This is a genomic window from Streptomyces huasconensis (assembly GCF_021028635.1).
Lineage (GTDB): Bacteria > Actinomycetota > Actinomycetes > Streptomycetales > Streptomycetaceae > Streptomyces > Streptomyces huasconensis.
The window spans coordinates 6,640,541-6,665,532 of record NZ_CP086119.1; the positions used below are offsets into that span (position 1 = coordinate 6,640,541).

Genomic DNA, 24,992 nt, shown 5'->3' on the forward strand with positions numbered 1-24,992 from the left:
GCGTCGGACGATGGCTGACAGCACGCGGGGCAATACGCAGGACGGCACGAGCGACAGCACGCGGGACGCGTATCGCACGGTGCTCGGCATGACGGGGGCGGCGCTGCCCGTCGTGTCGTTCTTCGGCAGGCTGCCCGTGGCCATGATCCAGTTCGGCAGCGTGCTCCTGGTCACCGAGACCAGCGGCTCGCTGGCCACCGGCGGCATCGTCGCCTGCGCGCTCGCGCTCGGCCAGGTCACCCTCGGGCCGTACGTCGGCCGCCTCGCCGACCGGCACGGCCAGCGCGCCGTCGTGCTCGCCTTCTCGCTCGTCAACGCCGTGGCCATCGCCGCGTACACCGCGGGAGCCGTCGCGGACCTGCCCACCCCGGCCCTCGTCGCCCTGGGCGTGCTCGCCGGCGCGACGATCCCCGGCATCGGCCCCCTGTCCAGGGCCCGCGTCGTCCCGCTGATCCGTGCCAAGGGCGGCGACGACCGCCTCGCGAACACCGTGCTGTCCCTGGAGAGCACCATGGACGAGCTGTCCTTCGTGCTCGGCCCCGCCCTGGTGGGCCTGGCGGCCGTCGCGGGCCACCCGGCGTACGCCTTCGCCGCGGCGGCGCTCCTGGTCGCCGGCTGCGGGACGGGCTTCGCACTGCACCCGACGGGACGCACCGCCGAGCGCGACGCCCCCAGGGCGGACGCCCGCCGCGAACCGGCACGCGCGCGTGGGGCGGTGGTACGGCCCCGGCTGCCGCGTTCGGTGTACGTGGTGCGGCTCGGCCTCGTCTTCCTCGGCGTGCTGCTCGGCGCCTGCGGAGCGGGCATCACGGCCCTCACGCAGGAGCTGGGCCGACCGGGCCAGGCCGGGCTCGTCTACGCGGCGATGGGTGTCATGAGCGCCGTGGTGGGGCTCTCCATGGCCGCGCTGCCCGACCGCTTCGGGCTGCTCGCGCGCTGGCGGGTGGCGACGGCCGCCGCCGCGCTCCTGTCGCTGCCCCTGGTGTGGACGGACAGCCTGATGGGCCTCTACGTAGTGGTCACCTTGTTCGGCGCGATCTACGCCCCGAACCTCATCACCGGCTTCGCGCTGACCGAGCGCGCCGTGCCGAGGGAACGGCTCGCGGAGGGCATGACGTTCGCCGCGAGCGCGTTCGTCGGCGGGCAGGCGGTGACGCTGGCCGTGGCGGGGCGCCTGGCGGAGTCGCACGGCGCGGGGGCGGCGTTCGCCCTCGGTACCTGCGCCGCGGCCGTGGCGTTCCTCATCGCCCTCGCCGCCCGCCACGAGAAGCCCGCCGAGGCCCCCGAAGAGGCCCCCGCGAGGGCGGCGGCCTGAGCCACCGCCCCCGGGACAGCGCCGCGCCTCACGCAGGCCGGTGCAGCACCGTCAGGCTCCGGTCCGTCAGTGTCAGCCGGTCCCCGGCCCGCACCTTCGCACCCTCTCCCTCCGGCACGCCTGCCGGGCACGCCGTGTCGACGACGACCTGCCACTGACGGCCGTGGTTGACCGGCACCACGAACTCCAGTGGTTCCGGCGAGGCGTTGAACAGCAGCAGGAACGAGTCGTCGGAGATCCGCTCGCCGCGCGGCCCCGGCTCCGAGATGGCGTTGCCGTTCATGAACACGGTCAGCGCCCGCATGTGCGAGGCGTTCCAGTCGCTGTCCTCCATCTCGGTGCCCGCCGGGGTGAACCAGGCGATGTCGGACAGTTCGTCGCGCGTGCCCTGCACCGGCCGGCCGTGGAAGAACCGCCGCCTGCGGAAGACCGGATGGTCGCGCCGCAGCATCGCCATCGCGCGCGTGAACTCCAGGATCGGGCTCTCGCCGTCCGGCCAGCGCACCCACGCCACTTCGTTGTCCTGGCAGTACGCGTTGTTGTTGCCGCCCTGCGTGCGCGCGAACTCGTCGCCGTGGCTGATCATCGGCACGCCCTGGGAGAGCATGAGCGTGGCGATGAAGTTCCGCATCTGCCGCTCGCGCAGGGCGAGGACGGCCGGATCGTCCGTCTCGCCCTCGGCCCCGCAGTTCCACGAGCGGTTGTGGCCCTCGCCGTCCTTGTTGCCCTCGCCGTTGGCCTCGTTGTGCTTCTCGTTGTACGAGACGAGGTCGTGCAGCGTGAAACCGTCGTGGCAGGTGGTGAAGTTGATCGAGGCCAGCGGACGCCTCCCGTCGTCCTGGTAGAGGTCGGAGGAGCCGGTCAGCCGGGACGCGAACTCCGCGAGGGTGCGCGGCTCACCCCGCCACAGGTCGCGCACCGTGTCGCGGTACATGCCGTTCCACTCGGTCCACAGGGGCGGGAAGTTGCCCACCTGGTAGCCGCCCTCGCCGACGTCCCAGGGCTCGGCGATCAGCTTCACCTGGCTGACCACCGGGTCCTGCTGCACCAGGTCGAAGAACGACGACAGCCGGTCCACCTCGTGGAACTGCCGCGCGAGCGTCGCCGCGAGGTCGAAGCGGAAGCCGTCGACGTGCATCTCCGTGACCCAGTACCGCAGCGAGTCCATGATCATCTGGAGGACGTGCGGCGAGCGCATCAGGAGCGAGTTGCCCGTCCCCGTGGTGTCCATGTAGTAGCGCGGGTCGTCCATGAGGCGGTAGTACGAGGCGTTGTCCAGCCCCTTGAAGGACAAGGTGGGGCCCAGGTGGTTGCCCTCGGCGGTGTGGTTGTAGACGACGTCGAGGATCACCTCGATGTCCGCCTCGTGCAGCGCCTTCACGGCCTGCTTGAACTCCAGGACCTGTTCGCCGCGGTCGCCCCAGGAGGCGTAGGTGTTGTGCGGCGCGAAGAAGCCGATGGTGTTGTAGCCCCAGTAGTTGTTGAGGCCCATGTCCACCAGGCGGTGGTCGTTCACGAACTGGTGCACCGGCATCAGCTCCAGGGCGGTCACCCCGAGCTTCGTCAGGTGCTCGATGATCGCCGGATGCCCGAGCGCCGCGTACGACCCGCGCAGCTCGTCCGGGAGCTCCGGGTGCAGCATCGTCAGGCCCTTCACATGGGCCTCGTAGATCACGGTCTCGTTGTACGGGGTGCGGGGCGGCCGGTCGTCGCCCCAGTCGAAGTACGGATTGACGACCACCGACGTCATCATGTGCGGCGCCGAGTCCAGGTCGTTGCGCCTGCCGGGGTCCTCGAAGTGGTAGCCGTACACCTCCTCGCCCCAGTCGACGCGTCCGCTCACCGCGCGCGCGTACGGATCGAGCAGCAGCTTCGCGGAGTTGCAGCGGTGCCCCTGCTCGGGTGCGTAGGGGCCGTGCACCCGCAAGCCGTACCGCTGTCCCGGCATGACGCCGGGGAGGTAGGCATGCCGCACGAACGCGTCGGACTCGCGCAGCTCGACGGCCGTCTCCGACCCGTCGTCGTGCAGGAGACACAGCTCCATGCGCTCTGCGGCCTCGGAGAAGACCGCGAAATTCGTGCCGGCTCCGTCATACGTGGCACCTAAGGGGTACGCCTGCCCAGGCCAGACCTGCATGAATACGACTCTTTCACTAATGCCCCCTCGGGGCGGGGCCACTTTGGCCAGAGTCTCCCCGAAAGTGGAGCAACCACCCCTGAGTTGAAGCCGTCTAACCGTCTGACCACATACTCGGCATGCCCAACCATGGGGCGCCAGGGGAGTAGGGGGAGCAGTGCGAGAGATAGTCAGACGCCACCTCGGGAAGGTGGTGGCGGGCGCGGCGGTCGCGGCGACCGCCACCGCCGTACTGGTGGGCGTCAACCTGCCGGGGTCGGAGGCGGGCGAGTCGGGGGACCGCCGGGCCAACGCGGCAGCGGCGAAGCAGGACGCCGTCGCCAAGGACGGTGTCATCGAGGCCGCGCCCGAGGAGGGCGCGAAGGGGATCGGCAGCGACCCGCTGACCGACGAGGAGATCGAGCGCGCGGAGAAGGCCTCGGTCAGCGGGCAGCTGCGCGCCAGTGCCCGGGACGTGGAGGGGGACCGCGGCCCGCAGCTGCTGTCCACGAACCTCAGCGAGCCCGACCCGAACGACACCGGGGCCGCGCCGCGCCGGGCCGAAGTCGTCTACTACGACTACAAGAAGGACGCCGTCGTCACCAAGACGGTCAACCTGGAGACCGGCAAGGTGGACGACACGACCACCGCGCAGAACGTCCAGCCGCCGCCCAGCCAGGACGAACTCGTCGAGGGCGCCAGGCTGCTGATCGCCGATCCGCTCGGCAAGGGCCTGAAGCAGGACTTCAAGCACGCCACCGGCAAGAAGCTGACCGGCCCGGACCAGTTGCAGCTGAGCGGCATGGTCTTCCGCAAGGAGACCGTCGAGCGCGTGCCGTCCGGCCTCACCGAGTGCGGCAAGCACCGGTGCCTCCAGGTCGTCACGAAGGTCAAGAACGGCCCGTGGATCGACACCCGGTCCCTCGTCGTCGACCTGAGCACCCGCAAGGTCGGCCGCCTCGGCTGATTCGGCGACACGCCGACACGCCGACACGCCGACACACCGACATGCCGACACGCCGGTCCACCGGCACACCGACATCACCTTCTCCTCGTACGAGGGAGTCCACTCCGCAATGCACGTCAACAGAGTCTCGCGCGCCCGCAAACAGGCCACCATGGCCCTCGCGGTCACCGCGCTCCTCGGCGGCGCCCTCGGCCTCGCCGCCCCCGCCTCCGCCGCCCCGAAGGCGCCCGACGCGCCCGCGGCCGACTGCAGTGACGCCTACAAGATCGAGCAGACCGTCGACGGCGGCACGACCTGGCGCATGTGCTGGCACTACAACACGCTCTCCGGCCTGATACTCGACAAGATCAGCTACCAGCCGAAGGGCGAGGCCAAGCCCATACCCGTCCTGACCAGCGCCCGGCTCGCCCAGGTGCACGTCCCCTACGACGACGGCGAGGCCGAGTACGACGACGTCACCGGCACCGACTTCGGCCAGGCCCTGCAGAACCTCTCGCCCGGCGAGTGCCCCGGCGGCACCATCAAGACCGTCAAGGTCCCGCACCGGGGCGACGTGAAGGGCCTGTGCACCACCACGCGCGCGCGTGGGCACGCGTACCGCCTGAACGACGACGAGAGCACCGGCGGCACCGGCAAGGTCTACACCGGCCAGGGCAAGGACCTGCTCGTCTACACCGTCAACAAGGCGTCCTGGTACGAGTACATCACCGAGTGGCGCTTCTCGTCGGACGGCACCATCACCTCCAACGTGGGTGCGACCGGCAGCCTCTCCCCGTACGACTACGACGGCGGCGACAGCCGTGGCTGGCCGATCGGCAAGGGCGACCAGGCCAAGGCCGAGAGCCACGCGCACAACGTCTTCTGGCGGCTCAACTTCGGCCTGGACGGCTCCCCGAAGGCCAAGGTCGAGCAGTACGACTCCACGGTCACCCCGCCCACCGGCCAGGGCAGCCCCACCACCAAGACCACCCGCACCAAGGTCACCAAGGAGCTGGCGGGCGACCGCAAGGACATGCGCTGGTGGCGCGTGGTCAGCGGCGCGGGCAAGAACAAGGACGGCCACCCCAGGTCGTACGAGATCGTGCCCGGCCCCAGCAACAAGCACGCCGGACGGCCCTTCACCAAGCACGACGTGTACTTCACCGAGTACAAGAAGTGCGAGCAGTACGCGAGCAACAACATCGGCTGCCCGGCGGGCACTCCGTCCAGTGTCGACAAGTGGGTGAACGGCCAGAGCCTCACGCACCCCATCACCTGGGTGCACATCGGCTTCCACCACATCGCGCGCGACGAGGACCAGCAGCCGATGCCGGTCCACTGGCAGGGCTTCTCGCTGGCAGCGCGCGACGTCACCGCTATGAGCCCGCTCACTCCGCAGGATCTGGCCGGCCAGAACGGCCAGCCTCCGACGGGCGGTTGAGAAAACACCCTGTGCATCCGGCTGCACCGTCCGCCGCTCCCGGAGTACCCTTCCTTGATCGTTGACCGGGGGAGTGGCCAGGGGGAGCGGAAGGCGGTGCGCGGGTGAGCTCGGGTGGGCGGGAGCTGCCTCCTGGTGACGAGGGTCACGAGGGGGGCTCCGCGGACGTACCCGCCGGAGCGGTGTCGCTGGCCCGGCCGATGGAGACGGGATCTCAGATCGGACCGGAACTGGACTGGGGCACCGACGCCTGGCGCGAGGTCCGTACGCGCGCCCAGCGTGCCGGGCGGGCCTACATCTGGCTGAATCTCGTGGAACAGCGGCTGCGCGCGGTCGTGGCCGCTGTGCTGCGTCCCGTCTACGAACCCGTCCACGCCGACGAGTGGGTGGTGGCCGCCGCCGGCCCCGCGGGCCAGGAGTGGGTGCAGCGGGCCGTCGCCGTACGCGAGGTGAGCCGGCGCAAGGGCTACCTGCTCGACCCGGCGGACGACAACGTCCTCAGCTTCCTCACCCTGCCGCAGCTGCGCGAGCTGATGGTGCAGCACTGGCCGTGCTTCGAGCCGTATCTCGACGACCGGCGCGACGTCGAGCTGGCCCTCGACGAGCTGGAGGTCACCCGGAACGTCGTCTCGCGCAACCGCGCCCTGTCCGAGGCGGTGCTCGCCCAGGCCGAGCGCGCCTCGGCCCGGCTCCTGGACATTCTCGGCGCGGGTACGGACACGCCCTCCGCGCGACGCCTGCCCGTCGACGCCGTCGAGGACCTGGTCGGCGACCGGTACGCGGACGTGGTGGCCGTGCACGCGGACCGCGTGCGGCTGCTGCGGCAGTTTCCGGCCGAGGACATCTTCGGCGGCGCCCGCCGGCTCGACGCGATCGGCATCGGCCTCAACCTCCTCGTGCAGAACTTCTCCGGGCGCCGGCTGGTGCGGCTCGCCGAGTCCGGCTGCCGGGTGCGGCTGCTCTTCCTGAACCCGGCGAGCAGCGCGGTCAAGCGCAGGGAGCGCGAGCTGGGCATCAAGAAGGGCGAGTTGAGCCGCTCGGTCGAGATGAACATCCTGCACATGCGGCGGGTGCGGGCCCGGCTGCGCGATCCCGGCGCCTTCGAGATCCAGGTCTTCGACGAGACGCCGCGCTTCACCGCGTATCTGGTGGACGGCGACGGGGCGGACGGCATCGCCGTCGTCCAGTCGTATCTGCGCAGGACGCGCGGGATGGAGGCGCCGGTGCTGGTGCTGCGCGGCGGCGGCCGCGTGCTGAGACCGGGCGATACGGGCGATGTGGGGGAGAGCGGGCTATTCCCGACATACCGCGAGGAGTTCGAGGTGGCGTGGGCGGACTCGCGGCCGGTGTCCTGAGTGACGCCTGACCCCCGGTCCGGCCCCGGTCCGACCCAGCTGGGGCCCTGGAAGCGGAATGCGCCCCTCGGATTGTCAGTGGCGCATGGGATCGTGGTGGTCACTGGGGGAAAGCACCACGAAGAAGGGGGCGGCCATGGGCTGGCACCAGGAGCTGCTGATCGGGTTCGACCTGGAGACGACGGGGACGGACCCGGACGAGGCGCGCATCGTCACCGCGGCGGTGATCGAGGTCAAGGCCGGCGAGACGCTGGGGCACCGCACCTGGCTGGCGGACCCGGGGGTTCCGATCCCGGCCGAAGCGGTCGCGGTCCACGGCGTCACGAACGAACGCGCGGCGGCCGAGGGCAGACCCGCCGACGCCGTGGCGGACGCGCTCGCGGAGGTCCTCGTCGCGTACTGGCAGTCGGGCGTCCCGGTCATCGCGTACAACGCGGTCTTCGACCTGAGCCTGCTCTCCGCGGAGCTGCGGAGGTATGGCCTGCCGTCCCTGCGGGAGAGGCTCGGCGGCGCGGAGCCCGGCCCGGTCATAGACCCGTACACCATCGACCGCTCCGTGGACCGCTACCGCAGGGGCAAGCGGAATCTGGAGGCGGTCTGCACGGAGTACGGCGTGGTCCTGGAGGCCGCCCATGACGCGGCGGCCGACGCCCAGGCCGCGGCCCGCCTGGCCTGCGCGATAGCCGACCGCCATCCCAAGGTCGCCTCCCTCGGCCCGGCGGAGCTGCACCGCCGCCAGGTCGAGTGGTATGCGGAGTGGGCGGCGGACTTCCAGAACTTCCTGCGCAAGAAGGGCAATCCGGACGCGGTGGTGGACGGGACGTGGCCCCTGCGGGCGGTGGGCTAGCCCTCAGAAGGGGTGCCAGCGGACCGTCGCGTCACCGTCCCGCAAGGACGCGACCCGGCGCCGGAACTCGGCAAGCGCCTTCGGGTTGGCGGGCGCGTGCTGCGCGACCCACGCGCAGCTGGCGGTCTCCCGGGCCCCGCGCAGCACGGCGCACCCTTCCCACTCCCGCACGTCCCACCCGTACACCGACACGAACCCGTCGTACGCCTCGGGTGCGAGTCCGTACCGGTCGCGGGAGAGCGCCAGCACGACCAGGTCGTGTTCGCGCAGGTCGAGGGAGAAGGTCTCCAGGTCCGCGAGGATGGGGCCGTCGGGTCCGACCAGGACGTTGCGCGGCAGCGCGTCGCCGTGGATCGGCCCCGGGGGCAGGTGCGGGGTGAGCGCGGCCGCGGCGGAGGCGAAGCCGTCCCGGCGTGCGCGCAGATAGTCCGCGTCGGACGGGTCGATGGCGTCGCCCGCGAGCCGCAGCCAGCGCTCGACGCCGCCGAGCAGTTCGCGGCGCGGCAGTGGAAAGGAGGGGGGTTCGAGTTCGTGTACGAGACGGAGCAGCGCGGCGAGGTCGCGCGGTTCGGCGGGGCGCACGGCGGCCGGGAGCCGGTGCCAGAGCGTGACGGGATGGCCGTCCACGATCCGCGGCTCGCTCTCGGCGGCCCGTACGGCGGGGACGTCCGCCTGCTCCAGCCAGCGGGCCACGCCCAGCTCGCGCCGCGCCCGGTCGAGGAGTCCGGGGGCGGCGCGGCCGACCTTGACGACCAGTTCGCCGACGCCGAACACCGCGTTCTCGCCCAGCGCGAGCAACTCGGCGCCGCGTACCGGAACGGTCAGCTCCGCCGCGTCCAGTACGTCCCGCGCCCGTGCCTCGTCCATCCCCGTTCCTCCCGTTCTTGCCGCCCCCGGTGCCCCGTTCGCCGACAGTCTCGCATTCGCACAGGCCAACCACCGTGCGCGGGACGCCCAGCTGCTTGACGTAACAAGATCACATCAGCACGATGACGGGGGCCGCCGGGGCGGCCAGACCCGTACGAGCCGCCCGAAGGAGCCGATTCCGTGACATTGGCGACCGCGCCGAAGCGGCCGACGAGAGGCAGGCCGGGCCGCCCGCCCGCGGACCACGGGGCGTGGTTCCTCGTCCTGCCCGCGCTGATCCCGATCCTCGTCCTCAGCGTCGGCCCGCTCCTCTACGGCATCGCGCTGGCGTTCACCGACTCCCAGTCGGGCCGCACCGAACCCACCCAGTGGATCGGCGCCCTCAACTTCCAGGACCTGCTGCACGACACGCTGTTCTGGGACTCGTTCCGCATCGGCCTGCTGTGGGCGGTCGGCGTCACCGTGCCGCAATTCCTGCTCGCGCTCGGCCTCGCGCTGCTGCTCAACCAGAACCTGCGCTTCCGCTGGCTGGCGCGGGCGCTCGCGATCATCCCCTGGGCGATGCCCGAGGTCGTCGTCGGCATCATGTGGCGCCTCGTCTACCACCCGGACGCCGGCGTCCTCAACGAAACACTCGCCGACCTCGGCCTCGGCGACGGCAAGGACTGGCTGACCGGTACGGGCACCGCGCTCCTCGCCGTGATCGTCGTCGGCGTCTGGGCGGGTATGCCGCAGACCACCGTCGCGCTGCTGGCGGGTCTCCAGAACACGCCGCGCGAGCTGCACGAGGCCGCCGCGATGGACGGCGCGGGCACCTGGCGCCGCTTCCGCACGGTCACCTGGCCCGCGATCAGGCCGATCGCCCTCGCCATCACCGCGCTCAACTTCATCTGGAACTTCAACTCCTTCGCCCTGGTCTACGTCCTCACCCAGGGCGGCCCCGGCGGCCGCACCCGCCTACCCATGCTCTTCGCCTACGAAGAAGCTTTCCGCTACGGCCAGTTCGGCTACGCCGCGGCCATGGGCTGCGTGATGGTCGCCGTGATCTCCGTGATCCTCGCCTGCTACCTCGCGGGCCGGCTGAAGGGAGGCGACGAGGCATGATGCGCACGAAGAAGTCGACGCGCGCCGCGCAGTACGTGGCACTCGCCGCCTATCTGGTCTTCCTGGCCTTCCCGTTCCTCTGGCTGATCTCCACGGCCTTCAAGCCCGCGCGGGAACTGGGCAGCCTGCACCCCACCTGGATTCCGAAGGACCCGACGCTGGACAACTTCCGGCAGGCCTTCGACGAGCAGCCGCTCCTCCAGGCCGCGGGGAACTCCCTCGTCGCGGCGGTCAGCGCGGCCCTGATCGCCGTCGTCATCGCGACCCCGATGGCGTACGTCATGGCCAGACGCCGCACGCGCCTCGCGAAGGCGGCCACCGGCTGGGTGGTGATCAGCCAGGCGTTCCCGTTCGTCCTGATCATCATCCCGCTCTTCCTGATCCTGAAGAACCTCCACCTGATCAACTCCCTGCTCGGCCTGGTCATGGTGTACGTGGTGTGGTCGCTGCCCTTCGCGCTGTGGATGCTCGTCGGGTACGTCCGCGCGGTCCCCGCCGAGTTGGAGGAGGCGGCGGCGGTGGACGGCGCGGGCAGGGTCCGGACGTTCGTGTCGGTCGTCGCCCCGCTGCTGGCGCCCGGCGTCGTGGCCACGGCGATGTTCGCCTTCATCACCGCGTGGAACGAGTTCTTCTTCGCGCTCGTCCTGCTCAAGACCCCGGAGAAGCAGACGTTGCCGGTCATCCTCAACCGCTTCATCGGCGCCGAGGGCGTCGCGGACCTCGGGCCGCTCGCCGCCGCGGCGTTTCTCGCGACCATCCCCTCGCTGGTCATCTTCGCGATCATCCAGAAGCGGATCACGGGCGGCATGCTGGCCGGGGCGGTGAAGGCATGAGGCGCACGACACCCCGCCTGCTGGCCGCCGCCGTCAGCGCTCTCGCCCTGCTCCTGAGCGGGTGCGGCGGCGGCTCCGACGACGGCCACGACGGGAAGATCACCCTCCGGTTCCAGTCCCTCGCCTGGCAGAAGGAGTCCGTCGACGCCAACAAGGCCCTGGTCGAGGAGTGGAACGCCACCCATCCCGACGTCGAGGTCGAGTACGTCCAGGGCAGTTGGGACAGCGTCCACGACCAGCTGCTCACCTCCTTCGAGGGCGGCGAGGCGCCCGACATCATCCACGACGCCTCGGACGACCTCGCCGACTTCGCGTACGGGGGCTATCTCGCGGACCTCGGCGAGCTGCTCCCCGACCGCCTCAAGTCCGACATCCCGCGGCGCAGCTGGGAGACGACGACCTTCGGCGGCAAGGTGTACGGCGTGCCGTTCCTCCAGGAGCCGCGCGTCCTGATCGCCAACGCGAAGTGGCTGAAGAAGTCGGGCGTACGGATTCCGACCCCCGAAAAGCCGTGGAGCTGGCGGGAGTTCCGGGACGTCACCAAGGAGCTGGGTGACGGCGAGGACGGGAAGTACGGCGTCGCCTGGCCCCTGAAGGAACCGGTCTCCGCGACGCTCAACCTCTCCCTGTCGGCAGGCGGGCGGATGTTCCACCGCGGCGCGGACGGCAAGGTCGACGTCCGCTTCGGCAAGGCCGACGAGATCATGCCCCGCACGGTCCACGACCAGGTCAACAACGACAAGAGCGCCTCCGGCACGACCCTCGGCATGGGCGGCTCCGACACCCTGCCCGGCTTCTTCGGCGGCAAGTACGCGATGGTCCCGCTCGGCTTCTCGTACCGTCAGCAGATCGCGCAGCAGGCCCCCGAGGGCTTCGACTGGCAGGTGCTTCCCGCGCCCGCCGGGTCCGAGGGGCTCGCGCAGGGGGTCAGCCCGCAGACCCTGTCCGTCTCCGAGGACAGCCCGCACAAGAAGGAGGCGGCCGCGTTCATCGACTTCTTCCTCCAGCCGCAGAACATGGTGAAGCTGGCGCGCGGCGACTGGATGCTGCCGACCGGCGAGAAGGCCCTGAAGGACCCCGCCCTGCGCACGGAGAAGAACGACTGGGCGGTGGGCACGGCCCTCGCCAAGGCCTTGCGCCCGGCCCCCGCCCAGTCGGTGCGGGGCTACCCGGAGTGGAAGGACAAGGTCGCCACCCCCGCGTTCCAGGAGTACTACAGCGGGGCGATCGGCCTCGACGAGCTGCGGAAGCGGCTGGTGAAGGACGGCAATCTGGTGCTGGCGCGGTATCAGCGGTAGGGGGTTGTGTCTCGGGGGAGGGGGGTGCGCTGCCGGCGTCCCCCCGAGGGCCACTTCGCCTGCGTGCCGCTCCACGGCCACACTGGCGGGCCGGGACCACCGCGAGCGCGGCCGCCCGGACGACCGCCGCCCTGGCTCTCACCGGGCTACCGGGGCTGCCCGGCCTGCCTGGCCTGCTCGGCCTACCCGGGCACCCGGGCTACCCGGGCACCCGGCCTACCCGGCCTGCCTGGCCTACTTGGCCTGCTTGGCCTGCCTGGCCTACTTGGGCTGCTCGGCCTACCCGGGCACCCGGGCTACCGGGGCTGCCTGGCCTGCTCGGCCTGCCTGGCCTGCTCGGCCTACTCGGGCTGCCTGGCTTACTCGGCCTACCCGGGTCTACCGGGCTCCCTCTGCCTCCTCGGCGCATGCCTGACGGTCGTACAGACACGCCTGGCGCTCGTACAGGCACGCTTGACGGTCGTACGGACACGGTCCGGTCGAACCCACGATCTGCCGGGTACACGCTGCCGCCGCCCGACGCGGCTGTCGGACAGCGGCAGCGTGACGTACGCGCCTGGCGGGGTCCTGATGCGGCCGTCGGCGGGGAGCCGGAGTCGTCACACCCCGACCGACTCCTCCATCTCCTCCTCCTGGTCAGCCCGCTCCGCCGCGCGGGAGGCCGCGACCCGCGCCGCCCCGCGCCCGCGCCGCTCCCAGAGCCCCGCGACGGCGACGAGCAGCAGCCCGAGCGCCAGCCAGCCGGCCAGCGTCCAGACGTGCGAGCCGAGGTCGTGGCCGCCGAAGTAGAGGTGGCTGCGGACGCCCTCGACGAAGCCTGCGCCGTTCCAGAACGCGTGCAGTGAGCCGAAGAAGCCGTTCTGCAGCTCGGGCCGGAACAGGCCGCCGGACGTCGTGAAGTTGAGCATTACGAACAGCACCATCATCGTCAGCGTCGTCCAGCGCTTGAGGAAGGTGTGCAGGCCTACGCCGATGAAGAGGACCCCGGCCGAGTAGAGCCAGCACATCGCCCACACGCCCCACAGGCCCTGGTGCGCCAGGTGGAAGATCGGCCCCGCGAGCGCCGCGCCGATCAGGCTGACGGCGAAGGAGACCCCCACGACCAGGCCCGCGCGGGCCCGCATCCGCAGCCCCGCCCCGGCGGCGCCGAGCACGGCGACGGAGGCGTACGAGCCGATGCTGACGGCGACGAGCAGGAAGAACAGGCCCTGCCCCGTCGGGTCGTCGGCGACCGGCGCCGCCACATCGGTGACCTTCAGCGGAGCGCCCTGCTTCGCCGCGATCGGCGTGAAGATCTTCTGCGCCGCCAACGCGCTCATGTCGGACCCGGCGGAGGCCACGATCAGCTCGGGCGTCCTGGCGTCGGGCACGAAGGCCCCGGCGACGTCCAGGGACTTGAGCGCGTCGACGGCGTGCTCGCGGTCGGGGAGCGTGCGCACGTCGAGCGCGTCGCCCGCCTTGTCCTCGACGGTCTGCGCGAGGACCTTGGCCTGCGGACCCGAGCCGACGACGGCGACCGGCATGTCGTTCGGCTCGGGGGTGACGAAGGCGCCCATGTAGGCGAGGCCCATGCCGAGGCACATGAGGAGGGGTGTCACCAGGTGGAGGAGTACGTGACGCAGGACGTCGCGTGTTCGAGGGGCGGCTTCCGCGGTGGCGGACATGGAGCACTCCGGTTCGGGTGGTCGGGACAGATGGGCACGGCAGTCGGGTGCGGCAGATCGGCACAGCCGATGGGCGCAGATGGTTGGTATATGCAACCCTTCCTTATGTTGTACTCTACAACCATCTAGGGAGAGGGAGAAATCGTGACCCAGCGGGACAGGTCCGGGCCGGGCGGCGGGGCGCGGGACGACTCCATCGAGATCATCCAGCGGGAGATGACGGCCTTCGCCCGGCGGGCACGTGCCACCGCCGCTCGGATGCATCCCGAGCTGTCACTGGTCTCCTTCACGCTGCTCGGCCACCTGGAGCACCAGGGCGGCTGCCGGGCCACGGATCTGGCCGCGCACTACACCCTCGACAAGTCGACGATCAGCCGGCAGGTGGGGGCGCTGGAGAAGGCCGGTCTCGTCGAGCGGCGGCTCGACCCGGCCGACCACCGGGTGCACGTACTGCACCTCACCGAACGCGGCCACGAGGTGCTGGCGCAGGTCGGCGCCGCTCGCCGGGTGGCGTTCCAGGAGCGGTTGGCGGAGTGGAGCGGGCCCGACCTGGCGCGGTTCGCGGGGTATCTGCTGCGCTACAACGAAGCCGCGGAGCGCGAGGCGGAGGGCGAGTAGGCAGGGGCGGCGGAGGGGGACGACCGATTGCACGAGACGTCTCGTCTCGTTAGAGTGGGCGCATGACCACGCCTCGTGCTGCCCACATAGCCATGTTCTCCATCGCCGCCCACGGGCACGTGAACCCGAGCCTGGAAGTCATCCGGGAACTCGTCGCCCGCGGCCATCGCGTCACGTACGCCATCCCGCACGCCTTCGCGGCGAAGGTCGCCGAGACCGGCGCCGAACCCAGACCCTACGAGACGACCCTCCCGTCACCGGACGACGACCCGGAGGCCTGGGGCACGGAACTGGTCGACAACCTCGAACCGTTCCTCACCGACGCGATCCGGACGCTGCCGGAGCTGGCCCGCGCCTATGAGGGCGACGAACCCGACCTCGTCCTGTACGACATCACGTCCTACCCGGCGCGCGTCCTGGCCCGCCGCTGGGGCGTCCCCGAGATCTCCCTCTCGCCGAACCTCGTCGCCTGGGACGGATACGAGGAGGAGGTCGCCGCGCCGATGCAGGCGCAGCTGAAGGCGTCCGAGCGCGGACAGGCCTACCTGGCGCGCTTCACCTCCTGGCTCGCGGAGAACGGCATCGCCCAGACCCCCGACTCCTTCGTCGCCAGGCCCCCGCGCTCCCTGGTGCTGATCCCCAAGGCGCTGCAGCCGCACGCCGACCGCGTAGACGAGAGTGTGCACACCTTCGTCGGCGCCTGCCAGGGCGAGCGCGCGGAGCAGGGGGAGTGGCAGCGGCCCGCCGGCGCGCGGAAGGTGCTGCTCGTATCGCTCGGCTCGGCCTTCACCAAGCAGCCCGACTTCTACCGCGAGTGCGTCAAGGCCTTCGGGGACCTGCCGGGCTGGCACATGGTGCTCCAGATCGGCAAGCACGTCGACGCGGGCGACCTCGGCGAACTGCCCGCGAACGTGGAAGTGCACCCGTGGGTGCCGCAGCTGGCGGTCCTCAGGAAGGCGGACGCGTTCATCACCCACGCCGGCGCGGGCGGCAGCCAGGAGGGGCTCGCCACCGCGACCCCGATGGTGGCCGTGCCGCAGGCCACCGACCAGTTCAGCAACGCCGACATGTTGCAGGGGCTCGGTGTCGCCCGGCATCTGCCGAAGGAGGAGGCGACCGCCGAGACCCTGCGCGAGGCGGTGCTCGCACTGGTCGAGGACGCGGAGGTCGCCCGGAAGTTGGCCGGCATCCAGGAGTCGATGGCGGCGGAGGGCGGGACGCGGATGGCGGCCGACCTCATCGAGGCGGAGCTGGCGCAGGCGAAGGCACGGGTCGAGCGGTACTGAGGGGACGCCCTGCGGCGCGGCCTTGACGCGTCACCCTGCGACGCGGCCCCGGCGGGACGCCTCGCGACTCCGCCTCGACCTGACGCTCCGTAATGTAGTTGGCCGTTCCCGCCATTCGATAACGCTCTGGTAACGCACCAATGTCCTGGAATGGCCATGGACTCGATTCGAAAGGTTGACCGTTACCCCCGGTGAAAGGTTGCACTCCGTAGATCTTGTTCCTTGGGCGAAACCCTCCTTAGCGTGAGATGAACTTTCGTCGAACGCCAGGAAGTTGACCCCCATGCGTCGAGATATACCGCCCCTCGCCGAGGTGCGTCGCATCACTCAGAAGAAGCGCGACGCGTGGTGGACCGTGTTGCTTGTCGACCCGGTCGCCACGCCGCTCGTGCGGTTCACCGCGATGCACACGAGGATCACGCCCAACCAGATCACGTGGGGCGCGTTCCTTCTCGGTCTCGGCTCCGCCGCGTGCTTCGCGTTCGGCGACTGGAAGTGGCTCGCCCTCGGCGCCGTCATCTACCACCTGAGCTTCATCCTCGACTGCATGGACGGCAAGGTCGCCCGCCTCACCGGGCAGGGCTCGGTCTTCGGCGCCTGGCTCGACTTCGTCTTCGACCGCATCCGCGTCATGGTGTGCGGCGTCGCCCTCATGGGCGGCCAGTACGAGCGCACGGGCGACACCCTGTACATCTGGCTCGCGCTCGCCGTGGTCGCGCTCGACACCCTGCGGTACATCAACTCGCTGGAGATCTTCAAGATCCGCCACACCATGCGCAAGCAGATCAAGGCCCGCATGCGGGCCGCGCGGCGCGCGCAGAACGAGGCGGAGCTGGCTTTCATGGAGGACCTGCTGCGGGACAACCCCTCGGCGGACATCGAGCAGGACCTCCAGCGGGCCGCGGGCGAGGCGCCTTACGACCCGCAGGCGCCCTACGACCCGCAGGTACCCCATGACCCGCAGGCGCCCGGGGACGCCGGTGCCGACGGGGAGGCGGCACCGGTGGCCCGCAAGCCTCAGGTGATCGACCTGCACCAGGAGTTCCGGCGCAAGTTCCCGGCCTATCTGCGGGCCCGCTCCTTCCTGCTGCGCCACCGCATCCGCGCGCACCTGGTGAGCGGCATCGAGTTCCAGATGGGCGTCTTCATGATCGGCCCGCTCTTCGACGTGGTGATGCCCGCGACGATCGTGTCCGGCGCGCTCCTCCTCGTCTTCGAGCTCGCCATCATCTACAAGCTGCTGCTCTCCACCCGGGACTTCACGCGCACCATCGACTCCTTCGAGGAGCAGAAGGCGCCGGTCGCGGTCTGACCGTGCCGGGCCGGTGCGGCCGGTGCGGGCTGCGGAGCCGGTGCGATGCCGGGCTGCCGGGGACTTCCCCCGGCAGCCCGGCATCGCGCGTATGGCGCAAAGTGCTTGGCGCAAAGTGCTTCGTGTTACCCGGAGTTGGGGCGAGTGGGCCCCCGGATGTCCGTTCCGTAGCGACCGCAACCGGTTTGTGATTACAGAACCTTGTTGAGCAAGTCACAGCTGCATGTAGGTATTGATCTGCGCGCGTCAATCGGTCAGGGTTTCGTCCCAACACCCGGAGATCTTCCGGGCGTCAGGGCGCGTCGCGATGAACTTGTCGTGGCGGCACGCGCCCGACAAGACAGCTGAACATCTGAATACCCCCCACAACCCCCCACACAGCACTGAGGAGACCCCTCTTCATGGCAACACACAAGCGTGCCCGCACGATGAAGCTCACCGCCGCGATAGCCACCGCCGCCACCGCGGTCGGTGTGAGCGTCTTCGCCACCTCCTTCGCCGGCGCGGCCACCCCCGCCGAGGGCAAGGTCTACGGCGCGGACGCCAAGGGCGCCGTCGCCGGCAGCTACATCGTGATGCTCGACGAGAAGGCGGACAAGGACGCCAAGTCCGACCTCGCCGAGGAGTACGGCGGCGAGCTGAAGCGGAACTACTCCTCCGCGATCAACGGCTTCTCCGCCAAGGGCCTGAGCGAGACCGAGGCCAAGCGCCTGGCCGCCGACCCGGCCGTCGGCAAGGTCGTCCAGTCGAAGAAGTTCACCATCGACGCCACCCAGGACAACCCGCCGTCGTGGGGCCTGGACCGCATCGACCAGGCGGACACCGCGGCCGACAAGAAGTTCACCTACCCGGACGCGGCCGGTGAGGGTGCCACCGCGTACGTCATCGACACGGGTGTCCGCGTCAGCCACAAGGACTTCGGCGGCCGTGCCGTCTCCGGCTTCGACGCCATCGACAACGACGACAACGCCGACGACGGCAACGGCCACGGCACGCACGTCGCCGGCACCATCGCCGGTGAGGCGCACGGCGTGGCCAAGAAGGCCAAGATCGTCGCCGTTCGCGTGCTCGACGACAACGGCTCGGGCACCACCGAGCAGGTCGTCGCGGGCATCGACTGGGTCACCAAGAACCACCAGGGCCCCTCCGTCGCCAACATGAGCCTCGGCGGCGGCGCGGACGAGGCGCTCGACGCGGCCGTCCAGAAGGCGATCGCCTCGGGCGTCACCTTCGCGGTGGCCGCCGGCAACGAGTCGGCCGACGCCTCCCAGGGCTCCCCGTCCCGCGTGAAGGAGGCCATCACCGTCGCCTCCTCCACCAAGGACGACCAGCAGTCGGACTTCTCCAACTTCGGCTCCGTCGTGGACATCTACGCCCCGGGCTCGGACATCACGTCCGCCTGGAACACCGGTGACGACGCCACCAAGACGATCTCCGGTACGTCGATGGCGACCCCGCACGTCGTGGGCGCCGCCGCCGTCTACGTCGCCGCCCACCCGGACGCCAAGCCCGCCGACGTCGCCAAGGCCCTGACCGACGGCGCCACCCCCGACAAGATCACCAACCCGAGCGAGGGCACGCCCAACAAGCTCCTGAAGGTCGTCGAGTGACCCTCGGCACCCGCTGAGCCGCGGTTGTCGTGCCCACCCCCACGGGGCACGGCGGCCGCTCTATCGTGTGCGCATGGTGACGAAGACATATGCGGCGCTGCTGCGCGGCATCAACGTGAGCGGCCACAAGAAGGTGCCGATGGCCCGGCTCCGCGCGCTCCTTGAGGGGCTCGGGCACGGCGGCGTACAGACGTACCTGCAGAGCGGCAACGCCGTCTTCACCGCGGCCCACGGGGACGAGGAGTCGCTCGCCGCGCGGCTCGGGGCGGCGATCGAGGGGAAGTTCGGCTTCGCCGTGGACGTCCTGGTGCGGGACGGCGCGTATCTGCGGGCGGTGGCGGACGCCTGCCCCTTCCCGGCCGCCACCCTTGAGGCCAAGCAGCTCCACGTCACCTACTTCTCCGCGCCGGTCGACGCGGACCGTTTCGCCGCCATCGACCAAAGCACGTACCTCCCCGAGGAGTTCAGACTCGGCGACCGTGCCCTCTACCTCTACGCGCCCGACGGGCTCGGCCGCTCCAAGCTCGCCGCACAGCTGTCGCGGCCCGGCCTGACCAAGGGCCTCGTCGCCACCACCCGCAACTGGAACACCGTCACCCGGCTCGTGGAGATGACCCGTGACTGACCGCACCCCCGCCGTGGCAGCCGCCATCGAGGGCGAACTGCGCCTCTTGGACCCCGAGGTGCGCGCCTCGCCCGACCTCTTCGGGGCGCTGCTGCACCCCGAGTTCACCGAGTTCGGGGCGTCCGGGACACGCTGGGACCGGAACTCGATCGTACGGGTCCTCACGGCCGCCCCCGAGCCCGCGAGCCGCCCCACGACGACCTCGCGGATGCGGGGCGTCCAGCTCGCCGACGACCTGGTGCACCTCACCTTCGACACGGACGACAACGGCCGTCGGGCGCACCGCAGTTCGCTGTGGCGGCGCACGGACGACGGGTGGCGGCTCTGGTTCCACCAGGGGACGCCGTTCACCGAAGGCTGAGAGGTGCGGGGCGGTCTCAGCCGCCGACGGGCGGCGGCGCGGCCGGCCGGGAGGTGAGCAGCAGGGTGGTCCTGCCGTTGTCCTCGGGCACCGTACGGTCCTGCGTGTAGCCGAGCCGCTTGAGGACGGCGAGGGAGGCGGTGTTCTCCGAGTCCACGGTCGCGTGCACCTCGGTGAGCCCCAGCGTCTCATGGCCGTACGCCGTCAAGAGCTGCGCCAGCTCGGTTCCGAGCCCGAGCCCCCAGCTCTCCCTGGTCAGCCCGTAGACGATCTCGTGACCGTCGAGCCAGCTCTCCGGGGAGGGCTTGATCTCGGCGTGCCCCACATAGCGCCCCGCGTACCGGACCGCCCAGACGGGAAAGCGCTCCTCGGCGTAGACGAGGCTGAATATCCGCCCGAACAGAGCCCGGTCCTCGGCGGCACTCTGCACCCCGTCCCCGAACCAGCGGCCCACCGCCGCGTCCTGGAACAGCGCGACAAAGTGCGGCTCATCGGCGGCGACATAAGCCGAGAGCAAGAGACGTTCGGACCGCAGTTCGGGTGTCATCCGCGAGACGGTAGGGGGAGGGACGGGGAGGGGCAAGCGGTTTCACCGTGCCCTCTGGTCACCGGGCCGCGCCTTTCACCCCACCACCCGCGGCAACCCGATCGGATTGGGGAACGGCATGATGCCGGAGTTCACGATGGCGCGGGAGGCCGGGTGGAGGGCCTTCAGGAGGGTGTCCGTCGTGGGGGTGGGGAGGGGGCGCAGGAGGCGGTCGGTCAGGCGGTCCGTGTCGTCCTCCACCGACTCGCGTTCCGTCAGGCCCCGTTCGGTCACCCGGCCCGCCGCGTCGATCAGGCCCCGGCCGCGCAGGCGGTCCGCCGCGGTGTGCCACTCCTCCTCGGTCCAGCCGCGGTCCTGCCGGATGCGGGACGCGTCGACCCGGCCGGTCGCGGCGGCCAGGGCGAGGGCCTCGCGGGCGTCCAGGCCGTGGTCGGCGAGGACCGCGATGTGGGCGTCGCCGCGGAACTCCCGTACGCAGGTGACCAGTTGCCAGAGGCGCTCGACCGGGTCCACACGGTCCGTCAGGTCGCGGTTGGCGGCGAAGAGCGGACGGGCCAGCGGGGGAGCCTCCTCGACCAGGGCCGTCAGCGGGCCGTTGGCGGAGGTCGTCAACACGGCGATGTCCGGGACCAGTTGGCGCAGGGCGCGTGCCGCCAGGCGGGCCCGCTCCTCGACCACGCGGTCCGGCGAGGCGTACTCCCAGGCCGACGGCAGGGCGCGCGCCACCATGGCCGGCGCGAAGACACCGAGCGCCGCCGAGGCGACACCGGGCCCCACGCGGCCCATCGGCGCGGTGCGGGCGGCGAAGTACCCCATCCAGAAGCCCTTGAGGCCCACCGCCCGGCCGAGGCGGCGGCAGCGCTCATCGAAGTAGATCACCGCGTGCAGGGGTTCGGTCCGCAGCCAGAGCGTGCGGGAACGACTCGGGGTCATGAACCCACAAGCTAGGCCAGTGCGGGAATCCGCGCCAGAGGAGCAGCAGGGCAGGTGTCCGGCGCGTACGCCTCGTCGTAGCGCCGCACGAGCAGCCGGGCCACCGCCGGCGCGGGGCCGAGCACGTCCGCCAGCACGTCGGCCTCGGCGGCGCCCCGCGCGATGCGATCCGGCAGGAAGCCGGGCGCGAGGACATAAGGCGCGACGGCCACCCGCCGCACCCCCGGTACGTCGCGCAGCGCGCGCACGGCGTCTTCCGTGCGCGGCAGGGATGCGGAGGCGAACGCAGGCCGCACGGCGCACCAACCGGTGTGCCGCCACTCCCGCGCGATGTCAGCGATCACTGCGATCGCCTCCGGGTCGGAGGACCCCGCCGAGGCCAGCACGACCCCGGTCGAGGACTTGTCGGCGGGGTCGAGCCCCGCCTCGTACAGCCGCTGCTCCAGAGCGGAGAGGAGCAGGGGCGACGGGCCGAGGACCGGTGCCCGGCGGATGCGCAGGGAGGCGGGGGCCTCCCGCAGCACCGACGGGATGTCGGCCTTCGCGTGGAACGCGCGCGTCAGGAGGAGAGGGAGCGCCACGACGTCGCGTATGCCTTCCGCCGCGAGCCGGTCCAACGCGGCCGGTACGGAAGGGGCGTTGAAGTCCAGGAAGGCCGTCTCCACCCGCAGCCCCGGGCGCAGCGACTGCACCCGCCGCGCCAGCGCGTGCACGGTCGTGGCGTGCCGCGGGTCGCGGCTGCCGTGGGCGATGACCAGGAGCACGGGGCGGTGCGGGGCGACAGTGGCTCGGCGCATGGCGGGTCAGCTCTTCACGAGGAGCCCGCGGCCGCGCAGCACGCGCCGCTCCAGCGGGCTGAAGATGAGCAGGTCGATGGCGATGCCGACGATCAGGATGAGGAAGATGGCGAGGAAGATCATCGGCATGGAGCTGGCGTTGCGGCCGTTCTCCAGGAGCTGGCCGAGGCCCACGCCCAGCTCCGGCGAGGACGCGATGATCTCGGCGGCCATCAGCGAGCGCCAGGAGAACGCCCAGCCCTGCTTGAGGCCCGCGAGATAGCCGGGCAGCGCGGCCGGGAGCACGATGTGCCAGGTGTGCCGCAGCCCGCTCGCGCCGAGCGTGCGGCCCGCGCGCAGGAACAGCGGCGGCACCTGGTCGACGCCGGACACCAAGCCGTTGGCGATGGAGGGCACCGCCCCGAGCAGGATCACCGCGTACATCATCTGGTTGTTGAGCCCCAGCCACAGCACCGCGGGCGGCACCCACGCCACCGACGGCAGCGACTGGAGTCCGGAGAGGATCGGGCCGATCGCGGCCCGGATGAACCGCACCCGGGCGACGATCAGGCCGAGCGGCGTGCCGATCACCAGGGCGAGCAGGAAGCCGAGCAGGCCGCGTGAGACCGATGTCCAGATGTAGTCGAGGAGCGTGCCCGCAAGCCACGCGTCGCGCACCTCGTCCCACACCGCGGACGGCGAGGGCAGCTTGCTCGGGTCGTCGACGACGTCGAAGGCGACCAGCGCCTGCCAGACCACCAGGACCAGCAGCACCGCGGTGAGCGGCGGCAGTACCTTCTGGGTCAGGACCTGGCGCACCGGCGTGCGGGCGGGCCCGGCGGCCGTCTCCAGGGCGTCGAGGCCCGCCTCCAGGCCGGCGAGGTCCTGGCCGTCCGCGGGCTGCTTCCGCGCGCCCCCGGGCGCCGTCGTCCCGGCATCCGGACCGGTCGTCTCAGTGCTGGCCATGGCGGCGGATCTCCCCACGCAGTTGTTCGGTGATCTCGACGGACAGTTCCGCCACGGCGGAGTCCTCGATGCGGCGCGGGTGCGGGATGTCGACCCGCCACTCGTGCGCCACCCGGCCGGGACGCGACGAGAGGAGCACCACGCGCTGGGCGAGGCGCACGGCCTCGCGGACGTTGTGCGTGACGAAGAGGACCGAGACGTTCGTCTCGCTCCAGACCCGGGTCAGCTCGTCGTGCAGCACGTCGCGGGTGATCGCGTCGAGCGCTGCGAACGGCTCGTCCATCAGCAGGAGCCGGCTGTCCTGCGCCAGGGCCCGCGCCAGCGCCACGCGCTGACGCATGCCGCCGGACAGCTCGTGCACCCGCTTGCGGTACGCGCCGTGCAGCCGGACGAGTTCGAGCAGTTCCTCGGCCCGCGGGCGGCGCTCCGCCTTCGGCACGCCGCGCAGCTTCAGGGCGAGTTCGATGTTCTTGCCCGCGGTCAGCCACGGGAAGAGCGCGTGCTCCTGGAACATCAGGGCCGGGCGGCCGTCGGTCGTGATGGCGCCCGCCGACGGCTTGTCGAGCCCGGCGACCAGGTTGAGCAGCGTCGACTTCCCGCAGCCCGAGGCCCCGAGGAGGGTGACGAACTCGCCCGGCGCGACATCGAGCGTGATGTCGTCGAGGACGAGCTGTGACCCGGCGGGTCCGCCGAAGGACTTCGAGACGTGCTCGATCCTGGCGGCGTGCGTGGTCGCGGGGCTGATGTCCTCCGCGGCCTTGGCGAGAGCGGTCGCCATGGTCGTCACCTCCTGGGAACTCAGGAACTCGGGATCTCGGGGATTCGGGAACTCGGGAACTCGACGTCTGTTTTCTACGGGCTACTTGACGCCGAGACCGGCGTCGTCGACCGGGGACTCGCCCGCGGCCCGCAGGACCTTGTTCAGCGGCCGGAGGTCGTAGATGCCCCGCAGGTCCGGCTTCTCCAGGAGGCCGGCCTTGACCGCGTGGTCCGCCTCCGCCTCCAGCGTCGCGGCCAGCGGGTCGTCGGTCGTCCGGATGGACTTCCACGCCGGGTCGAGCACCTCGGCGGGCAGCGCCTTGCCGGAGTCCGCCTTGAGCTGGGCGTTCGCGGCGGCCTTCGCCTTGCCGGGGTTCTTCTCGATCCACGCGTTGGTCTTCACGGCGCCGCGCAGCACGGCCTCGACGGCCTTCGGGTGCTCCTTCAGGAAGCTCTGCTTCACGATGATGTTCGTGATCACGAACTTCTTGTCCGGCCACAGGTCCGCCTCGTCGAGGAGGACCTCGCCGCCCTCGGCGACCAGCTTGGAGGCGGTCGGCTCGGGCACCCACGCGCCGTCGATGGAACCGGACTTGTAGGCGTCCGGGGTGATCTTGTTGTCGGTGCGGACCACCGACACGTCACCCTTGCCGCTCTCCGCGTCGACGTTCCAGCCCCGCTCGGCGGCCCAGTTGAGGAACGCCACGTCCTGGGTGTTGCCGAGCTGCGGTGTCGCGATCTTCTTGCCCTTGACGTCGTCCAGGGACTTGATCTTCTCGGGGTTCACCACGAGCTTGACGCCGCCGGAGGCCGAACCGCCGATGATGCGCAGGTTCTTCCCCGCCGACTTGGTGTAGCCGTTGATGGCCGGGGAGGGGCCGATCCAGCCGATGTCGATCGAACCGGCGTTCAGCGCCTCGATCTCCGAGGGACCCGCGTTGAACTGCGAGTACTTCGCCTCCGTGCCCCCCAGCTCCTTCTGGAAGAGCCCCTCGCGGTTGCCCACAAGGGCGGTGGCGTGGGTGAGGTTCGGGAAGTAGCCGATCCGCACGCTGTCCAGGCCGTCGACCTTCTTCGCGCCCGCGGCGATCTCGGCCTTGCCCTCGTTCTCGACCGACTCGGAGCCGTAGCCGCAGGCGCCGAGCGTCAGGGCCAGCAGGGGCAGCGCCAGCAGGGCGGCGCGTCGGATGCGTGGTGCAGGCACGGGAGGTGTTCCTCTCGTCGGCCCGGGCGCACGCCGTCAGGTCGTGGCCGGGAGGTCGGCAGGTCTTCGTCTTCGCGTACGTCGTACGGGGCCACCCCGCAGGGCGGGGTGGCCGTGGGCGCGCAGGCGGTGCGCGTACGTCAGCGCGCACATCGCGCGACTCCGCCCTGCCCGCTGCCGAGGGCGCCGCTGCCGATGCGGCCGCCCTC

At 71.1% G+C, this 24,992-nt stretch carries 22 protein-coding genes and 1 pseudogene; 14 read left to right on the top strand and 9 right to left on the bottom strand.

Annotation, left to right across the window (positions count from 1 at the left end; all coding sequences use genetic code 11):
- The first annotated feature begins 10 nt into the window (after nucleotides 1-10).
- The gene (locus J2N69_RS29610) at nucleotides 11-1,315 is read left to right on the top strand and encodes an MFS transporter (RefSeq protein WP_230903418.1); all 1,305 of its coding nucleotides are present in this window, start codon (nucleotides 11-13) and stop codon (nucleotides 1,313-1,315) included.
- A gap of 28 nt (nucleotides 1,316-1,343) precedes the next feature.
- Here the strand turns inward: J2N69_RS29610 and glgX are convergent, their stop codons facing one another.
- A complete protein-coding gene (gene glgX / locus J2N69_RS29615; RefSeq protein ID WP_230903419.1) occupies nucleotides 1,344-3,452 on the bottom strand; it encodes a glycogen debranching protein GlgX in 2,109 nt (702 codons plus the stop codon).
- A 157-nt stretch (nucleotides 3,453-3,609) separates the two neighbouring features.
- On the opposite strand from glgX, the gene J2N69_RS29620 reads away from it, so the two are divergent.
- The 4 genes from J2N69_RS29620 (at nucleotide 3,610) to J2N69_RS29635 (ending at nucleotide 8,020) form a co-directional block, all read left to right on the top strand.
- Nucleotides 3,610-4,398 carry a Tat pathway signal sequence domain protein gene (locus J2N69_RS29620; RefSeq protein ID WP_127909321.1) on the top strand — a complete coding sequence of 263 codons (789 nt, stop codon included), beginning with the start codon at nucleotides 3,610-3,612 and terminating at the stop codon, nucleotides 4,396-4,398.
- 109 nt (nucleotides 4,399-4,507) lie between these two features.
- Nucleotides 4,508-5,818, top strand: coding sequence for a copper amine oxidase (locus J2N69_RS29625; protein WP_230903420.1), 1,311 nt, complete (start codon nucleotides 4,508-4,510; stop codon nucleotides 5,816-5,818).
- A 104-nt stretch (nucleotides 5,819-5,922) separates the two neighbouring features.
- Nucleotides 5,923-7,173, top strand: coding sequence for an SAV2148 family HEPN domain-containing protein (locus J2N69_RS29630; protein WP_127909322.1), 1,251 nt, complete (start codon nucleotides 5,923-5,925; stop codon nucleotides 7,171-7,173).
- Nucleotides 7,174-7,309: 136 nt separating this feature from the next.
- A complete protein-coding gene (locus J2N69_RS29635) occupies nucleotides 7,310-8,020 on the top strand; it encodes a 3'-5' exonuclease (RefSeq protein ID WP_230903421.1) in 711 nt (236 codons plus the stop codon).
- 3 nt (nucleotides 8,021-8,023) lie between these two features.
- Here J2N69_RS29635 and J2N69_RS29640 read toward each other — a convergent pair whose 3' ends face one another.
- Nucleotides 8,024-8,887: a phosphotransferase enzyme family protein gene (locus J2N69_RS29640; RefSeq protein WP_230903422.1), complete on the bottom strand. Its 864-nt coding sequence runs from the start codon at nucleotides 8,885-8,887 to the stop codon at nucleotides 8,024-8,026.
- Nucleotides 8,888-9,067: 180 nt separating this feature from the next.
- Between J2N69_RS29640 and J2N69_RS29645 the strand changes: the two genes are divergently transcribed.
- The 3 genes from J2N69_RS29645 to J2N69_RS29655 are packed head-to-tail and all read left to right on the top strand — an operon-like array spanning nucleotide 9,068 to nucleotide 12,122.
- The gene (locus tag J2N69_RS29645; RefSeq protein ID WP_408056829.1) at nucleotides 9,068-9,991 is read left to right on the top strand and encodes a carbohydrate ABC transporter permease; all 924 of its coding nucleotides are present in this window, start codon (nucleotides 9,068-9,070) and stop codon (nucleotides 9,989-9,991) included.
- A complete protein-coding gene (locus tag J2N69_RS29650; RefSeq protein WP_408056830.1) occupies nucleotides 9,988-10,824 on the top strand; it encodes a carbohydrate ABC transporter permease in 837 nt (278 codons plus the stop codon). The genes J2N69_RS29645 and J2N69_RS29650 overlap by 4 nt, the downstream gene beginning before the upstream one ends.
- Nucleotides 10,821-12,122 (top strand): ABC transporter substrate-binding protein, encoded by a 1,302-nt coding sequence (locus J2N69_RS29655; protein WP_230903423.1) that lies wholly within the window; start codon nucleotides 10,821-10,823, stop codon nucleotides 12,120-12,122. Before J2N69_RS29650 ends, J2N69_RS29655 begins: the two co-directional genes overlap by 4 nt.
- Before the next feature lie 599 nt (nucleotides 12,123-12,721).
- On the opposite strand, the gene J2N69_RS29660 is transcribed toward J2N69_RS29655, so the two are convergent.
- Nucleotides 12,722-13,786, bottom strand: a complete 1,065-nt coding sequence (locus J2N69_RS29660; protein ID WP_230903424.1) for a hypothetical protein — start codon at nucleotides 13,784-13,786, stop codon at nucleotides 12,722-12,724.
- A 216-nt stretch (nucleotides 13,787-14,002) separates the two neighbouring features.
- Between J2N69_RS29660 and J2N69_RS29665 the strand changes: the two genes are divergently transcribed.
- The 6 genes and pseudogenes from J2N69_RS29665 (at nucleotide 14,003) to J2N69_RS29690 (ending at nucleotide 19,598) form a co-directional block, all read left to right on the top strand.
- Nucleotides 14,003-14,404, top strand: a complete 402-nt coding sequence (locus J2N69_RS29665) for a MarR family winged helix-turn-helix transcriptional regulator (RefSeq protein WP_230904930.1) — start codon at nucleotides 14,003-14,005, stop codon at nucleotides 14,402-14,404.
- Between the two features lie 27 nt (nucleotides 14,405-14,431).
- A pseudogene (mgt, locus tag J2N69_RS29670) lies at nucleotides 14,432-15,690 on the top strand (macrolide-inactivating glycosyltransferase).
- Between the two features lie 283 nt (nucleotides 15,691-15,973).
- Nucleotides 15,974-17,002: a CDP-alcohol phosphatidyltransferase family protein gene (locus J2N69_RS29675; RefSeq protein WP_230903426.1), complete on the top strand. Its 1,029-nt coding sequence runs from the start codon at nucleotides 15,974-15,976 to the stop codon at nucleotides 17,000-17,002.
- 401 nt (nucleotides 17,003-17,403) lie between these two features.
- A complete protein-coding gene (locus tag J2N69_RS29680) occupies nucleotides 17,404-18,612 on the top strand; it encodes a S8 family peptidase (RefSeq protein ID WP_230903427.1) in 1,209 nt (402 codons plus the stop codon).
- 73 nt (nucleotides 18,613-18,685) lie between these two features.
- Complete coding sequence (locus J2N69_RS29685; protein WP_230903428.1) at nucleotides 18,686-19,237, top strand: DUF1697 domain-containing protein; 552 nt, start codon at nucleotides 18,686-18,688, stop codon at nucleotides 19,235-19,237.
- Nucleotides 19,230-19,598 (top strand): nuclear transport factor 2 family protein, encoded by a 369-nt coding sequence (locus tag J2N69_RS29690; protein ID WP_230903429.1) that lies wholly within the window; start codon nucleotides 19,230-19,232, stop codon nucleotides 19,596-19,598. The genes J2N69_RS29685 and J2N69_RS29690 overlap by 8 nt, the downstream gene beginning before the upstream one ends.
- Before the next feature lie 16 nt (nucleotides 19,599-19,614).
- Here J2N69_RS29690 and J2N69_RS29695 read toward each other — a convergent pair whose 3' ends face one another.
- The 6 genes from J2N69_RS29695 to J2N69_RS29720 form a co-directional block, all read right to left on the bottom strand.
- Complete coding sequence (locus J2N69_RS29695; RefSeq protein WP_230903430.1) at nucleotides 19,615-20,145, bottom strand: GNAT family N-acetyltransferase; 531 nt, start codon at nucleotides 20,143-20,145, stop codon at nucleotides 19,615-19,617.
- A 75-nt stretch (nucleotides 20,146-20,220) separates the two neighbouring features.
- Nucleotides 20,221-21,078 (bottom strand): SCO6745 family protein, encoded by an 858-nt coding sequence (locus J2N69_RS29700; RefSeq protein WP_230903431.1) that lies wholly within the window; start codon nucleotides 21,076-21,078, stop codon nucleotides 20,221-20,223.
- An 11-nt stretch (nucleotides 21,079-21,089) separates the two neighbouring features.
- On the bottom strand, nucleotides 21,090-21,875 hold the full coding sequence (locus tag J2N69_RS29705; RefSeq protein ID WP_230903432.1) for a sirohydrochlorin chelatase: 786 nt from the start codon (nucleotides 21,873-21,875) through the stop codon (nucleotides 21,090-21,092).
- A 6-nt stretch (nucleotides 21,876-21,881) separates the two neighbouring features.
- Complete coding sequence (locus J2N69_RS29710) at nucleotides 21,882-22,820, bottom strand: ABC transporter permease (RefSeq protein ID WP_230903433.1); 939 nt, start codon at nucleotides 22,818-22,820, stop codon at nucleotides 21,882-21,884.
- A complete protein-coding gene (locus J2N69_RS29715; protein WP_230903434.1) occupies nucleotides 22,807-23,598 on the bottom strand; it encodes an ABC transporter ATP-binding protein in 792 nt (263 codons plus the stop codon). Before J2N69_RS29715 ends, J2N69_RS29710 begins: the two co-directional genes overlap by 14 nt.
- Nucleotides 23,599-23,679: 81 nt before the next feature.
- Entirely contained in the window at nucleotides 23,680-24,783 is a 1,104-nt protein-coding gene (locus J2N69_RS29720) for an aliphatic sulfonate ABC transporter substrate-binding protein (protein WP_230903435.1), read from the bottom strand.
- Between the last annotated feature and the right edge of the window lie 209 nt (nucleotides 24,784-24,992).

Excerpts from the sequence above, each read along its gene's own strand:
- J2N69_RS29610 (WP_230903418.1), top strand. The coding sequence starts at position 11 with ATGGCTGACAGCACGCGGGGCAATACGCAGGACGGCACGAGCGACAGC.
- glgX (WP_230903419.1), bottom strand. The coding sequence starts at position 3,452 with ATGCAGGTCTGGCCTGGGCAGGCGTACCCCTTAGGTGCCACGTATGAC.
- J2N69_RS29625 (WP_230903420.1), top strand. The coding sequence starts at position 4,508 with ATGCACGTCAACAGAGTCTCGCGCGCCCGCAAACAGGCCACCATGGCC.
- J2N69_RS29635 (WP_230903421.1), top strand. The coding sequence starts at position 7,310 with ATGGGCTGGCACCAGGAGCTGCTGATCGGGTTCGACCTGGAGACGACG.
- J2N69_RS29640 (WP_230903422.1), bottom strand. The coding sequence starts at position 8,887 with ATGGACGAGGCACGGGCGCGGGACGTACTGGACGCGGCGGAGCTGACC.
- J2N69_RS29650 (WP_408056830.1), top strand. The coding sequence starts at position 9,988 with ATGATGCGCACGAAGAAGTCGACGCGCGCCGCGCAGTACGTGGCACTC.
- J2N69_RS29655 (WP_230903423.1), top strand. The coding sequence starts at position 10,821 with ATGAGGCGCACGACACCCCGCCTGCTGGCCGCCGCCGTCAGCGCTCTC.
- J2N69_RS29660 (WP_230903424.1), bottom strand. The coding sequence starts at position 13,786 with ATGTCCGCCACCGCGGAAGCCGCCCCTCGAACACGCGACGTCCTGCGT.
- J2N69_RS29665 (WP_230904930.1), top strand. The coding sequence starts at position 14,003 with ATGACGGCCTTCGCCCGGCGGGCACGTGCCACCGCCGCTCGGATGCAT.
- J2N69_RS29675 (WP_230903426.1), top strand. The coding sequence starts at position 15,974 with ATGCGTCGAGATATACCGCCCCTCGCCGAGGTGCGTCGCATCACTCAG.
- J2N69_RS29680 (WP_230903427.1), top strand. The coding sequence starts at position 17,404 with ATGGCAACACACAAGCGTGCCCGCACGATGAAGCTCACCGCCGCGATA.
- J2N69_RS29685 (WP_230903428.1), top strand. The coding sequence starts at position 18,686 with ATGGTGACGAAGACATATGCGGCGCTGCTGCGCGGCATCAACGTGAGC.
- J2N69_RS29695 (WP_230903430.1), bottom strand. The coding sequence starts at position 20,145 with ATGACACCCGAACTGCGGTCCGAACGTCTCTTGCTCTCGGCTTATGTC.
- J2N69_RS29700 (WP_230903431.1), bottom strand. The coding sequence starts at position 21,078 with ATGACCCCGAGTCGTTCCCGCACGCTCTGGCTGCGGACCGAACCCCTG.
- J2N69_RS29705 (WP_230903432.1), bottom strand. The coding sequence starts at position 21,875 with ATGCGCCGAGCCACTGTCGCCCCGCACCGCCCCGTGCTCCTGGTCATC.
- J2N69_RS29710 (WP_230903433.1), bottom strand. The coding sequence starts at position 22,820 with ATGGCCAGCACTGAGACGACCGGTCCGGATGCCGGGACGACGGCGCCC.
- J2N69_RS29715 (WP_230903434.1), bottom strand. The coding sequence starts at position 23,598 with ATGGCGACCGCTCTCGCCAAGGCCGCGGAGGACATCAGCCCCGCGACC.